The following is an 11,748-nucleotide window of genomic DNA, read 5'->3' on the forward strand; positions in this document are numbered from 1 at the left end:
GGATTCGAACCTCCGACCCCTAGTCCCCCAGACTAGTGCGCTAACCGGGCTGCGCCACGCTCCGACACCCCGAAGGGCTCGGGGGTCTTAGCTTTCGGATCGGGGCGGCGCAACCCTTTATCGGCGCCGCCTCATGCCCCGGCGGGGGCGGGGTGCGGGTCGTGCTTGTCCGGGGTGCCGCCCTGCGCGTCGGGGCCGCGCTTGCGCCCGAACCGGATCAGCAGCTTGCGGATCACCACGTAGAAGACCGGGGTCAGGAACAGGCCGAACACGGTGGCGCCGATCATGCCGAAGCAGACGGCCGTGCCGAGCGCCTGGCGCATCTCGGCGCCGGGGCCGGTGGCGATGACCAGGGGCACGGTGCCGAGGATGAAGGCGAAGGCCGTCATCAGGATCGGGCGAAGGCGCAGGCGGCAGGCCTCAATGGCGGCGGCCACCGGACCCTTCTTCTCGGTCTCCTCCAACTGGTGGGCGAACTCGACGATGAGGATCGCGTTCTTGGCCGCCAGGCCGATTAGCACGATGAGGCCGATCTGGGTCAGGATGTTGTTGTCCTGCCCTCGCACCTGCACCGCCGCCAAGGCCGAAAGCACGCCCGTCGGCACCACGAGGATGATCGCCAGGGGCAGCGCCCAGGATTCGTATTGGGCGGCGAGCACCAGGAAGACAAGGAGCACGCCGAGACCGAACACGTAGATCGCGGTGTTGCCCGCGGCCTTCTGCTGGAAGGCGATCTCGGTCCAGTCGTAGGCGTAGCCCTGGGGCAGGCTCTGGGCGATCTTTTCCATCGCGGTCAACGCCTGGCCGGTGGAGACACCGGGCTTGGCGTCGCCCTGGATCGGCACCGAGTAGAACAGGTTGAAGCGCTGCACGATCTGCGGCCCGGAGATCTCGCGGATCGAGGCCAGCGTCCCGATCGGCACCAGGGCGCCGGTGGAGGAGCGGACCTTGAGCTGCTCGATGTCGCGCTTCTCCAGGCGGAAGGCCGCGTCGGCCTGGGCGCGGACCTGGTAGATGCGGCCGAAGGTGTTGAAGTCGTTGACGTAGGCGCCGCCGAGATTGGTCTGCAGGGTCGAGAACACGCTGGCCAGCGGCACGTTCAGCATCCGCGCGGCGGTGCGGTCGATGTCGATGTAGAGCTGGGGCGTGTCGTTGCCGAAGGTGGTGAAGACGCGCTGGACGTCCGAACTCTGGTTGGCTTGGCCGAGCATCTCGTTGACCGCGGCGAGCAGCGGCCCGATCTCGGAGCTCTGGCGGCTCTCGATCTGCATCTTGAAGCCGCCGCCGGTGCCGAGGCCCCGGACGGGCGGCGGCGGGATGAAGAGGACGCGGGCCTCCTGGATGCCCGCCGTGGCCTTGAAGACGTCGCCGGTGATGACCGCGGCCGTGCGCCCGGCCGCCGCGCGTTCCTTCGCCCCCTTGAGGGTGAGGAACATCACCGCGCCATTGGTGGTGTTGGTGAAGGTGGCGCCGTCGAAGCCCGAGATGATGACCGCGTTGGCGACGCCGTCGACCTTGAGGGCGAGGTCGGCGGCCCGGCGCACCACCGCCGTCGTGCGCTCCAGGGCCGAGCCCGCCGGCAACTGCACCACGCCGATGAGGTAGCCCTGATCCTGCTGCGGGATGAAGCCGGTGGGGGTCGTGGTCGCCAGATGCAGGGTCCCGGCGATCACGGCGGCATAGAGGACGAGCATGCCGAGGAGGCCGATCACCGTGCCAGTGAGGAAGCCGATGGCGCGGGCATATCCGTTCGAGAGCTTGTCGAAGGCCCTGTTGAAGAGGTCCGCGCAACAGGCGAGGAAACGCGAGACGAAGAACTTGGGCTTGGCGTGCTCGTGGTGGGGCTTGAGCAGCAGCTTGCAGAGCGCGGGCGACAGCGTCAGCGAGTTGAACATCGAGATGATGGTCGAGGCCGCGATGGTCAGCGCGAACTGCTTGTAGAACTGTCCCGAGATGCCAGGGATGAAGGCGGTGGGGATGAACACCGCCGAGAGCACGAGCGCGATGGCGACGACGGCGCCGCCGACCTCGTCCATGGTCTTGTGGGCGGCGTCGCCCGCCGACATCCCCTCGGCCATGTTGCGCTCGACGTTCTCGACGACCACGATGGCGTCGTCGACCACGATGCCGATGGCGAGGACGAGCCCGAACAGGGTCAGGTTGTTGATCGAGAAGCCGAGCGCCTGCATCACCGCGAAGGTGCCGATCAGCGAGACCGGGATCGCGATCACCGGGATCAGAGCCGTGCGCCAGCTCTGCAGGAACACCAGCACCACGACGACGACGAGGGCGACCGCCTCGAACAGGGTCTTGTAGACCTCCTGGACGGATTCCTCGATGAACTCGGTCGGGTTGTAGGCGATCTTGTACTCCACGCCGGGCGGGAAGTTCTTCTTGATCGTGTCCATGGTGGCGCGCACCTGCTTGGCCGCCTCGAGGGCGTTGGTGCCGGGCCGCTGGAACACGCCGACGCCCACCGCCGGGGTGGCGTTCAGGAACGACTGGGTGGTGTAGGTCTGCTGGCCGAGCTCGACCCGCGCGACGTCCTTGATCCGCACGAGGCGCCCGTCGGCGGCCTTCACGATGACCTCCGTGAACTCCTCCGGGGTCTGGAACCGCCCCTGCGACTGCACCACGAGCTGGAAGGCGTTGTCCTTGGGCGCCGGGGGCGCGCCGAGCGCGCCGGACGCCACCTGGACGTTCTGCTCCTGGAGCGCGGTCAGGATGTCGGTGGTGGACAGCCCGTAGGCCGCGAGCTTGTTGGGGTCGAGCCAGATGCGCAGGGCGTACTCGCTGCCGCCAAACACCGTGATGTCACCCACGCCGTCGAGGCGCAGCAGCTCGTCACGGATGCGCAGGTAGATGTAGTTCGAGAGATAGTTCTGGTCGTAGGAGTTGTCGGGCGAGAGCAGGTGCACGACCATCATCAGATCGGGCGAGGACTTGCGCACGGTGACGCCGAGGTTGCGCACGTCGGGCGGCAGCCGCGGCTGGGCCACCGAGAGCCGGTTCTGGACCAGCACGTTGGCGATATCGAGGTTGGTGCCGACCTTGAAGGTGACGGTGAGCTGCATGTTGCCGTCGTTGGTCGACAGCGACGTCATGTAGAGCATGTTGTCGACGCCGTTGACCTCCTGCTCGATCGGGGTCGCGATCGTGGCGGCCACCGTCTCGGCGTTGGCGCCCGGATAGGAGGCGCGCACGACGACGGTCGGCGGCACGATCTCCGGGTACTGCGCCACCGGCAGGGACGAGTAGGCGACGTAGCCCAGGATCAGGAACACGATCGACGTCACCGACGCGAAGATCGGCCGGTCGACGAAGAAGTGGGCAAAGCGCATCGGTTAAACCTCTCGCCGCGTCATGCGGCTCGGCGGCAGGGTCTCGTCCTCGATGGTGAGCGCGTCACCCTCACGACCGCGACGGCGGCAGCGTCGTCGCCTCGGCCGCGACCTTGGCGCCCGGACGCACCCGCGAAAGCCCGTTCACGACGACGTTCTCGTCGCCCTTGAGCCCGGCCCGGATGACCCGGTAGCCGTCGACCTTGGGGCCGAGTTGGACGTCGCGGGTCGTCACCGCACCGTCTTCGCCCACCACGTAGACGATGCGCTTGTCCTGGTTGGCCGAGACCGCCTCGTCTGGGAGCAGCACACCCTGGAAGGGCTTGGTGGCCGGCAGGGAGATGATCCCGAACAGGCCCGGCTTGATGAACCCGTCCGGGTTCTCGACCGTGGCGCGCAGGAGCACCGTGCCGGTGGCATTGTCGACGCGGTTGTCGACGAAGTCGAGCAGCCCCTTGCGGGTCGGCTTCGTCTCGTTGGTGAGCGCGATCATGATCGGGGCGGCGTTCTGCTTCTGGGTCGCGCCCATGCCGATCTTGAGGGTGCCCTGGTATTTGAGGAACGAGCGCTCGTCGACGGTGAAGCTGAAATAGATCGGGTCGAGGGAGACGATCGTCGTGAGCTGGGTCTGGTCGGTGACGACGATGTTGCCCTCGGTGACGAGGCGGCGGCTGATGCGGCCCGAGACCGGGGCCTTCACCTCGGTGAAATCGTAGTTGAGCTGGGCCTGGCGCAGCTGCGCATCGGCGCTGTCGACATTGGCCTGGGCGGTCTGCGAGGCCTGGCGGCGCTGGTCGGTCACCTGCTCGGAGATGTTGCCCGAGCGGCTCAGGGTCTGGGCGCGTTCGAGGTCGGTCGTCGAGAAGTTGAGGCTGGCTTTGGCCGAGGTCAGGGCGGCCTGCGCCTGGTCGAGGGCGGCCTTGTAGGGGCGCCGATCGATGACGAACAGGATGTCGCCCTTCTTCACCGTGGCGCCGTCCTGGAACAGCACCTTCTCGAGATAGCCTGTGACGCGCGCACGGACCTCGACATAGTCGACCGCCTCGAAGCGGCCCGTATAGGTGTCGGTCTCGACGATCTCGCGCACCACCGGCTTGGCCGTGGTCACCTTCGGGGGCGGCCCGCCGGGGGCCTGCGCCTGTACGCACACGGGTGACATGACGACGGCCAGGGCGAGGCCCAGCAGCGCAAATCGGCGGTCGGATCGAGATGGGAGCATGTTGGGTTTCCCTGCCCGTGCGGAGCTAGAGCCTCGGCCGAAGGCATGTCGTGCGCTGACGCACATTGTATCCAAACGACCCGCCGTGATGGGGGAGCCTCGGCCGGCTCACGATTCGATCGGCTCGCCGGCAGCGGTCCAGTCCTTGTACCCGCCCTTGTAATGGGCCTCGACGGGGAGGCCGGCCGCCTGCGCGGCATTCAGCGCGTGGACCGATCGGACGCCGGACATGCAGGAGAAGACCGGGCGCCTGCCGTCCTCCGCCAGCAGGGTCGCGAGCGCCCGCGTGTCGAAGGTCGAGAGCGGGTGGGGCACCGCACCGGGGATGTGACCGGCGAGAAACTCGTGGGGCTCACGGACATCGATGAGCAGGATCTCCCCTTCGGCGAGGCTCCGCTTGATCTCGTCCCGGTGAAGATCGACGACGGTCATGGCATTCGTCCTCGGAGCCGCTGGGCTTTGCGTAAGGCGGGGCCGCAATCTGAGGCCCCTGTAACGCCTGCACATATTCGTCAGGCGTCACATCCGCAAATCGGCGTCAGCCTTTCCCGTCCGGCTGCATCAGGATTGCAGGATCGGGTCCACCACGGCGAAATGCTTCTCCCAGGTCGGGGGGCTGTAGCCGGCCAGCAGGCTCAACGCGTCGGCACGCATACCGGAATCGGGCTCGCCGAGTTCTAGGATCGCGCGGCGCCATTCGGGACCGTCGAGGGGATCGAGGAGCTGGGCGAAGCCCTGGGCGATCTCGCGGTGGACTGGAATGTCGGAGGCCACCACCGGCAGGCCGCAGGCGGCAGCCTCGACCACGGGAATGCCGTAGCCCTCGGCGAAGGAGGGCATGAGGAGCGCGGTGGCGCCACGCAGGAGGGCGGCGAGGCCATGGGTGGAGAGGCCGCCGACCTCCGTCACGTGCTCCCGGATGGCGGGGCAGCGCTCCAGCATGTCGACGACGTTCTCCGCCTCCCAGCCGCGGCGCCCCACGAGGACGAGGTGGGGCGTGCGCTCCCCGAGATCCGCCGAAAGGCTGCGCCAGAGGTTGAGCAGGAGGAGGTGGTTCTTGCGCGGCTCGATCGTGCCGCAGGCGACGAAGCACGGCTTGGAGGGCGAGACGGCGGCGGCGGCGGCGCGGCCGGCATCAAGGAAGGCCGGCTCGACGCCGAGCGGCGCCACCGTCACCGGGCGGGCGAGGAGCCCGCGATCCGCGAGGTGGCGGGAAAAATGTGCGGCGACGTCGGCGGAGTTGGCGATGACGTGCGCGGCGTGCCGGGCCATCGTCTCCATGCGGACCGCGTGACGCTCGCCTTCGCCCGGGCGCCCGTATTCGGGATGGCTGATCGGGATGAGGTCGTGCACGAAGAAGACCGGCCGGATGTCGGGGCGGTCGTAGAGCCAGTCGAAGCGCTCCGGCCGGTCGAGGCGCAGGTGCGAGGTATGGAGATAGATCGTGCCCTGCGGCAGCGCCTCGTGCCCGCCGGCTCTCAGGACCCGCAGGTTCGTCTCGACGCGGAGCCGGTTGCGGCTCCCGGCGTGCGGGGCCGGATCGGCGGCGCCCGTCGGCGCCGGTCCGGCGCCCAGCCTCGTCAGGAGCCCGCGATAGATCGGGTCGGCCTGTGCGTCGCGGTCCTCCTCCCAGCCGGAGGCCGCCGCATCGACCACCGCCCCCGCACCGGCGCGGTCAAGGACGCGCGGACCCAGGACCGTGGAGACCAGGCCGAAGCGCTCACCGGGCTGTGCCAGGACGTGGCGGGCATAGGCGAGGTCGACCCGGTCGATCCCGCTCGGGCTCGCATGCGAGAGGCGGGTGATCAGGCGGGTAAGATCGATGGCAATGGCGGGCATGATCCTCCTGGATCGGTCTCGAAGTGCGGCGGTATCGCGGTTCGCCCGATCCGGCCTATATGCGGATCGGCGGCGCACGAGGCCATCCGTCCGGCCTTCCTGCAACGCCGCATCCCGTCCGCGAGAGAGCGAGAGCGACGCCCCTTGTCCCCCGGCTACCTTCCCTTCGCGGGCGCCCTCCAGCTTCCCGCCTATACGTGCGACAATTGCGGGTTCTGGCAGCGCCATTTCGAGGCGCCGGCCTCCTGCCCGATGTGCCTCGACGCCCGCCACGTGGTGCCGCAGGGCGGCTGGCAGTTCTGGAGCGAGCGCGAAGCGCAAGCGCGCTTCCCCTGCCACTGGCAGGAGCTGGAGCCGGGAATCTGGCGCTTCTGGAACGAGCCTGTCTCCGGCATCGGCCCCAGCGCCTACCTGGTCCAGACGCCGGACGGGAATATGGGCTTCGAGGCCTGCCCGGTCTTCAGCGAGGCGGCGCTCCGGCACATCGAATCGCTCGGCGGCATGCAAATTCTCTCGTCCTCCCACCCGCACGCCTACGGGGCGCTGGTCCAGTTGCAGGACCGCTTCGACCCGGAACTGTGCCTGCCGGCCGCCGACTTCGTCTGGAGCGCGGCGTTGCAGGTGTCCTGGCCCTACGACGACTTCCTGGAGCCGCTGCCGGGGCTCGAACTGCACCGTACCGCCGGGCATTTCGACGGCCACGCAGTCCTGTTCGACCGCGCAAACAAGATCCTGTTCTGCGGCGACGCCCTCAAGTTCGAACTCGACCCAGCCGATTTTCGAAAGGCCGTCACGATCTCGGCGCACAAGGCCTTCGTGCGCGGCGTGCCGCTGACCACGAACGAGCTGCGCCGCTACCGGGACGTCTTCGCCGCCCTCGACTTCACCCAGACTTGGACCCCGTTCGAACCGGCCGCCAATTGCGGCCGGCCCGAGGTGCTGGCGCTCATCGACGGCATGCTGGCGACCCGGCCCCACGCGGCACCGGTGCCGCTGGAGGGCCTTCGCCGCTAGCCGCGTTTCGCGGTCTGGCCGAACATCACCTTCTTGGCGTCCTCGCTCATGGTCTTGCCGTGGTCCGGGTTGACCTCGGATGCGCGGGCATAGGCGGCCTTCGTGGCCGGGCGCTCGGCGATCGTCCCGAACCAGCGTGAGAGATGGGGGAAGTCGCTCAGGGTCTGGCCCTGTTTCTCCCACGGCACGATCCACGGATAGGAGGCCATGTCGGCGATGGAGTATTCCGTACCGGCGAGGAAGGGACGGTCGGCGAGCCGCCGGTCGAGGACGCCGTAGAGCCGGTTCGTCTCGTTGACGTAGCGGTCGATGGCGTAGGGGATCTTCTCGGGCGCGTATTGCGAGAAGTGGTGGTTCTGGCCGAGCATCGGCCCGAGCCCGCCCATCTGCCAGAACAGCCATTGCAGCACCTCAACCCGGCCGTGCAGGTCGGCCGGGATGAAACGTCCGGCCTTCTCGGCGAGGTAGAGCAGGATCGCGCCCGACTCGAAGACCGAGACCGGCTCCGACCCCGACGCCGGCGCGTGGTCGACGATCGCCGGCATGCGGTTGTTGGGGGCGATCGCCAGGAAAGCGGGTGCGAACTGGTCGCCCTTGCCGATGTTCACCGGCTTGATCGCGTAGGGCAGGCCCGTCTCCTCAAGGAACAGCGTCACCTTGTGGCCGTTCGGGGTGGGCCAGTAATACAGGTCGATCATCGCGTATCCTTCGTGCCATCCGCTGGCGCCCTCAGCGGCGCAGGTGGATGTCGCCCTGCCCAAGATCAAGCGGCACCGTGATGATACGCGTGATCGTTCGAATGCCACGCAACTCCCTCACCGACGCTTCACGAGTCCCGTGCCACCCTCGTTCGAGGCGGGGAGCACGGGGCCAATGATCAGCGCGGTATCGATCTCGGCGGGCGGCATGGCGGTGGCGTCGCAGCGCTACGCGGGCGCTGCCGAGGACGTCGCCACCATGGGGACGAGCCTGCCGCAGGCGACTCAGGTCGATCTCTCGGCCACCGCCGTCCAGCTGATCGAATCGAAGGCCGCGATCAGCCTCAACGCGGCGGTGCTGAAATCCTCCGTCGACACCGAGAAACGGGTTCTCGACATCCTGGTGTGAGCGGTGGTCGCGAACTCGGCGTCCCCGTGGGTCCGCCGAGACGCGGGATCGATGCGATACACATCGCGGCAGAAAACCGACTTGCCGGTCACGGATGAAATGGGGTCGTCGTGGTGCCAGATCGGCACCACCGGTCGCCACCTGACCGCCGGTCCGAAGGTTGCCCCATCACCCCACCAAGTCGTCGATCGTCACCGATAAGGCCACTGCGATCTTCCGTAGGGTATCCACGGTGCCTTCACGCTTCCCTGTCTCGATCTGCGAGAGGAAGGGCTGAGCGATCCCGGCCTTGTCCGCCAAAGATCGAGCAGTCAGACCGCGATGCTCGCGCCAGACACGGATGCGACTCTCGCCGCTGAGAAGGCGGTCCACGATCTTGGACGGGATCAGTTCCTCCTCACCATTGGCAAGCTTCGTCTCGAACCTATCAAAAGCCGCGTTGTCTGCCGCATCTTCGGCAGCATCGACCAGGGCGGCGTATTCCGCCTCAGGGATCAGGACGAGCCGCTCACCCGCAGGAGTGATGATGATCTGTGCGTTCATGGTCCGGCCCTCCTTGGCGCTGACCGCGAGTTCAATCGTAAGCGCCCCCGCATGGGGCGACCTTGATGATGGAAACGACGGCACCGTCATCGCTGAACAGGACGCGCCAGTCACCCACGCGGAGACGAAGACGTTCCGGACGACCTTGCAGGGCCTTCACGTTGTTCGTCAGCGAAACCGGATCGCCCGCATATTGCTCGACTTTCATACAGATCAGCTTCGCGACGTTGGCCGGCATGCGGGCCAGCGTCTTCAGGGCTTCTCTGCCGTAAGCGATCTGACTCACAAAAACCTATAGCAATTTGCTATCTCCATTTCAATAGCAAATTGCTATCCCCTAGGTCGGGCGGAAAGCCGCGTCATCAGAAGGACGGAGCCTATGTCCAGCGCCATGACGTCTGCCTTCGAAATCCTCGCAACCGGATCCGCGAAGCGGGACTTTGTGCGTCGTCCGTTCTCCTTAAGCCACCAGACGCCGGTTGCGTTCTTAGGCCCGAAACCGTACTCCCACACTGCGCGAGAGCGTGTCGGGGTGTAGCGCAGTCTGGTAGCGCATCTGGTTTGGGACCAGAGGGTCGTAGGTTCGAATCCTATCGCCCCGACCAATCATCCATTCGAAGGCTTCGATCGTCCGATGTCGAGCGCGCGCATCTACCAGCCCGCCAAGGATGCCTCTCAGTCCGGGCTTGCCCGCACCAAGCAGTGGATCCTCGAATTCGATCGGACCGAGCCGCGCGAGACCGATCCGCTGATGGGCTGGACCAGCTCCGGCGACATGCTCCAGCAGGTCAGGCTTTCCTTCGACACGTCGGAGGAGGCAGCGGCCTACGCCACGCGCGCCGGCCTCTCCTATCGGATCGAGGAGCCCCAGAAGCCGGTGATCCGCAAGGGCCTCTCGTATTCCGACAACTTCAAGTTCAACCGCACGGCGCCCTGGACGCATTGAGGCGAGGGCGCCGGGGCCGTATTCAGGCCTTTCCGCTCTTCTCCGCCCAGGCCTTGAGGGGATGGACCCGGACCGTGACCGGCAGGTGGCGCACCTGCATCGGCTGCTCGGCCAGCGGCCGGCACAGCTCCGCATAGATGCCGGCGCCGAGCAGCCCATGCGCCTCGGCCTCCTCGGCCGAATAGGCGAAATAGGCCTCGCGGATGCCGGCGAGCCGCATCGCGGCGTGACACATCGGGCAGGGGCGGCCGCTGGCATAGACGACGCAGCCGTCGAGCTTCGGGCTTCCGAGCTGCCGGCCTGCCTCGCGCAAGGCCCGCAACTCGGCATGGTCGGTGGGATCGTTGGTGACATGGATGCCGTTAGCGGCGCGCACGATCACCGCGCCGTCGCGGACGATGACGGCGCCGTAGGGGCGCCCGCCCTCGGCGACGTTCAGGACCGCGAGGTCCACCGCCTCGCGCAGGTAAGTCTCATGGTCGCTCATCGGGTTTCCTCCTCGGCGGGTCAAAACGCGTAGCGGATCCCACAATAGGGAATCCGCTCGGCCATCAGGTCCTTGAATCGTGCGAGCCATCTGGCCTTCCAGCGGGCGCGGTAGCGCAGGTTGTCGCCGCCGCCCTCGGAGCGCTTGGCCTCCTGGATGTCGGGGCGCCAGAGCAGATCCTCGGCCTTGGGGTGCCAGCCGAGATTGACCGCGTGCAGGCCGGCATTGTGGGTGAGCAGGATGATCTCCGCCTTGAGCTGCGCCTTTGCCGCCGGCCCGATCCCGTCGTCGAGGGCCTCGAACAGACCGCGCCAGTCGGCCTCCCAGCCCTCGTAGAGAATGACGGGCGAGAAATTGACGTGGACCTCGTAGCTGGCGGCCACGAAGTCGTCGATGGCGGCGATGCGCTCGCTGATGGGCGAGGTCCGCACGTCGACGATCCGGGCGATCCGCTCGGGCATCAGCGAGAACCGGATCCGGGTCTTGCCCCGCGGTTCGTAGGCGAGGAGGTCGCGGTTCACGGCCTTCGTGGCGAACGACGCCTTGGCGTTCGGGATATCGCGGAACAGGGCGACGAGGTCGCGCACGCCCTCGCTCACCTCCGCATCCACCGAGAGGTCACCGTTCTCGCCGATATCGTAGACCCAATGCTCTGCGTCGATCGTGTCGGGGGTCGCCAGCGGTCCCTGCCGCCCGGCATGCCGCCGAATGGCGGCGCAGACCGCCTCGACGTTCACGAACAGCGAGATCGGGTTGGCGAAGCCCTTGCGGCGAGGCACGTAGCAATAGGCGCAGGCCATCGCGCAGCCGTTCGAGGTCGAGGGCGCGATGAAATGGGCGCTGCGCCCGTTGGGCCGCATCGCGAGCCCCTTCTTCACCCTGAGCACCAGGGTCGAGCGCTTGATCCGCACCCAATCCTCCACCGAGCCCTCGTTGCCGTGGAGATTCGGGATGTTCCAGTGCGAGGGTACGACGATGCGCTCCGCGTCCGGGAAACGGTCGAGGATCTCGCGCCCGCGGAGGAACCCGGTCACCGCCGGCTCGTGATAGATCGTCCTGATGTCGAGGAGGTCGCGGGGGAGGGCCACGCGGATTCCAGCCAGACCGGCGCGCTCACAGTCGCGCCAAAAGTTCCGCCTTCTTGGCCGAGAACTCGGCGTCGGTGAGGATGCCCTTGTCGCGCAGGCCGGCCAGTTTCTCGAGCGTGCCGAGTACGTCGCCCCCCGCGGATGCGGGCGGCATGGCGGGCGAG

At 67.5% G+C, this 11,748-nt stretch carries 13 protein-coding genes and 1 tRNA gene; 4 read left to right on the forward strand and 10 right to left on the reverse strand.

The annotated features are described in order from the left end of the window. Positions 1 to 131: 131 nt before the first annotated feature. The 4 genes from ACFE7U_RS07490 to ACFE7U_RS07505 form a co-directional block, all read right to left on the reverse strand. Positions 132 to 3,341 (reverse strand): efflux RND transporter permease subunit, encoded by a 3,210-nt coding sequence (locus ACFE7U_RS07490; protein WP_375409108.1) that lies wholly within the window; start codon positions 3,339 to 3,341, stop codon positions 132 to 134. 70 nt (positions 3,342 to 3,411) lie between these two features. Then, the gene (locus ACFE7U_RS07495; protein ID WP_375409136.1) at positions 3,412 to 4,500 is read right to left on the reverse strand and encodes an efflux RND transporter periplasmic adaptor subunit; all 1,089 of its coding nucleotides are present in this window, start codon (positions 4,498 to 4,500) and stop codon (positions 3,412 to 3,414) included. A 168-nt stretch (positions 4,501 to 4,668) separates the two neighbouring features. Beyond that, positions 4,669 to 4,992, reverse strand: coding sequence for a rhodanese-like domain-containing protein (locus ACFE7U_RS07500; RefSeq protein WP_375409109.1), 324 nt, complete (start codon positions 4,990 to 4,992; stop codon positions 4,669 to 4,671). 129 nt (positions 4,993 to 5,121) lie between these two features. Next, positions 5,122 to 6,399 carry a glycosyltransferase family 4 protein gene (locus ACFE7U_RS07505; RefSeq protein ID WP_375409110.1) on the reverse strand — a complete coding sequence of 426 codons (1,278 nt, stop codon included), beginning with the start codon at positions 6,397 to 6,399 and terminating at the stop codon, positions 5,122 to 5,124. Positions 6,400 to 6,543: 144 nt separating this feature from the next. Here ACFE7U_RS07505 and ACFE7U_RS07510 point away from each other — a divergent pair, with 144 nt between their 5' ends. Continuing rightward, complete coding sequence (locus ACFE7U_RS07510) at positions 6,544 to 7,413, forward strand: MBL fold metallo-hydrolase (RefSeq protein WP_375409111.1); 870 nt, start codon at positions 6,544 to 6,546, stop codon at positions 7,411 to 7,413. Here the strand turns inward: ACFE7U_RS07510 and ACFE7U_RS07515 are convergent. Next, a complete protein-coding gene (locus ACFE7U_RS07515; RefSeq protein WP_375409112.1) occupies positions 7,410 to 8,111 on the reverse strand; it encodes a glutathione binding-like protein in 702 nt (233 codons plus the stop codon). The two genes, ACFE7U_RS07510 and ACFE7U_RS07515, sit on opposite strands and share 4 nt — an antisense overlap. 175 nt (positions 8,112 to 8,286) lie before the next feature. Here ACFE7U_RS07515 and ACFE7U_RS07520 point away from each other — a divergent pair, with 175 nt between their 5' ends. Next, entirely contained in the window at positions 8,287 to 8,520 is a 234-nt protein-coding gene (locus ACFE7U_RS07520) for a hypothetical protein (RefSeq protein WP_375409113.1), read from the forward strand. 168 nt (positions 8,521 to 8,688) lie between these two features. Here the strand turns inward: ACFE7U_RS07520 and ACFE7U_RS07525 are convergent, their stop codons facing one another. Both ACFE7U_RS07525 and ACFE7U_RS07530 read right to left on the reverse strand, forming a co-directional pair. After that, positions 8,689 to 9,063: a helix-turn-helix domain-containing protein gene (locus ACFE7U_RS07525; protein ID WP_375409114.1), complete on the reverse strand. Its 375-nt coding sequence runs from the start codon at positions 9,061 to 9,063 to the stop codon at positions 8,689 to 8,691. 31 nt (positions 9,064 to 9,094) lie between these two features. Then, positions 9,095 to 9,301: a type II toxin-antitoxin system RelE/ParE family toxin gene (locus ACFE7U_RS07530; protein WP_375409115.1), complete on the reverse strand. Its 207-nt coding sequence runs from the start codon at positions 9,299 to 9,301 to the stop codon at positions 9,095 to 9,097. A gap of 290 nt (positions 9,302 to 9,591) precedes the next feature. On the opposite strand from ACFE7U_RS07530, the gene ACFE7U_RS07535 reads away from it, so the two are divergent. Beyond that, positions 9,592 to 9,668, forward strand: a tRNA-Pro gene (locus ACFE7U_RS07535). A 29-nt stretch (positions 9,669 to 9,697) separates the two neighbouring features. Then, positions 9,698 to 10,009 (forward strand): ETC complex I subunit, encoded by a 312-nt coding sequence (locus ACFE7U_RS07540; RefSeq protein WP_375409116.1) that lies wholly within the window; start codon positions 9,698 to 9,700, stop codon positions 10,007 to 10,009. Positions 10,010 to 10,031: 22 nt separating this feature from the next. Here ACFE7U_RS07540 and ACFE7U_RS07545 read toward each other — a convergent pair whose 3' ends face one another. From ACFE7U_RS07545 to ACFE7U_RS07555, 3 genes are all read right to left on the reverse strand, one after another. After that, positions 10,032 to 10,496 (reverse strand): nucleoside deaminase, encoded by a 465-nt coding sequence (locus ACFE7U_RS07545; protein WP_375409117.1) that lies wholly within the window; start codon positions 10,494 to 10,496, stop codon positions 10,032 to 10,034. Positions 10,497 to 10,516: 20 nt separating this feature from the next. Next, positions 10,517 to 11,584, reverse strand: a complete 1,068-nt coding sequence (locus tag ACFE7U_RS07550; protein ID WP_375409118.1) for a spore photoproduct lyase family protein — start codon at positions 11,582 to 11,584, stop codon at positions 10,517 to 10,519. A gap of 25 nt (positions 11,585 to 11,609) precedes the next feature. Further along, the coding region (locus ACFE7U_RS07555) for an SHOCT domain-containing protein (RefSeq protein WP_375409137.1) at positions 11,610 to 11,748 on the reverse strand (139 nt) is incomplete at its 5' end.

The sequence above is a fragment of the uncultured Methylobacterium sp. genome (assembly GCF_964251405.1).
GTDB lineage: Bacteria > Pseudomonadota > Alphaproteobacteria > Rhizobiales > Beijerinckiaceae > Methylobacterium.

Excerpts from the sequence above, each read along its gene's own strand:
- ACFE7U_RS07490 (WP_375409108.1), bottom strand. The coding sequence starts at position 3,341 with ATGCGCTTTGCCCACTTCTTCGTCGACCGGCCGATCTTCGCGTCGGTG.
- ACFE7U_RS07495 (WP_375409136.1), bottom strand. The coding sequence starts at position 4,500 with ATGTCACCCGTGTGCGTACAGGCGCAGGCCCCCGGCGGGCCGCCCCCG.
- ACFE7U_RS07500 (WP_375409109.1), bottom strand. The coding sequence starts at position 4,992 with ATGACCGTCGTCGATCTTCACCGGGACGAGATCAAGCGGAGCCTCGCC.
- ACFE7U_RS07505 (WP_375409110.1), bottom strand. The coding sequence starts at position 6,399 with ATGCCCGCCATTGCCATCGATCTTACCCGCCTGATCACCCGCCTCTCG.
- ACFE7U_RS07515 (WP_375409112.1), bottom strand. The coding sequence starts at position 8,111 with ATGATCGACCTGTATTACTGGCCCACCCCGAACGGCCACAAGGTGACG.
- ACFE7U_RS07520 (WP_375409113.1), top strand. The coding sequence starts at position 8,287 with ATGATCAGCGCGGTATCGATCTCGGCGGGCGGCATGGCGGTGGCGTCG.
- ACFE7U_RS07525 (WP_375409114.1), bottom strand. The coding sequence starts at position 9,063 with ATGAACGCACAGATCATCATCACTCCTGCGGGTGAGCGGCTCGTCCTG.
- ACFE7U_RS07530 (WP_375409115.1), bottom strand. The coding sequence starts at position 9,301 with ATGCCGGCCAACGTCGCGAAGCTGATCTGTATGAAAGTCGAGCAATAT.
- ACFE7U_RS07540 (WP_375409116.1), top strand. The coding sequence starts at position 9,698 with ATGTCGAGCGCGCGCATCTACCAGCCCGCCAAGGATGCCTCTCAGTCC.
- ACFE7U_RS07545 (WP_375409117.1), bottom strand. The coding sequence starts at position 10,496 with ATGAGCGACCATGAGACTTACCTGCGCGAGGCGGTGGACCTCGCGGTC.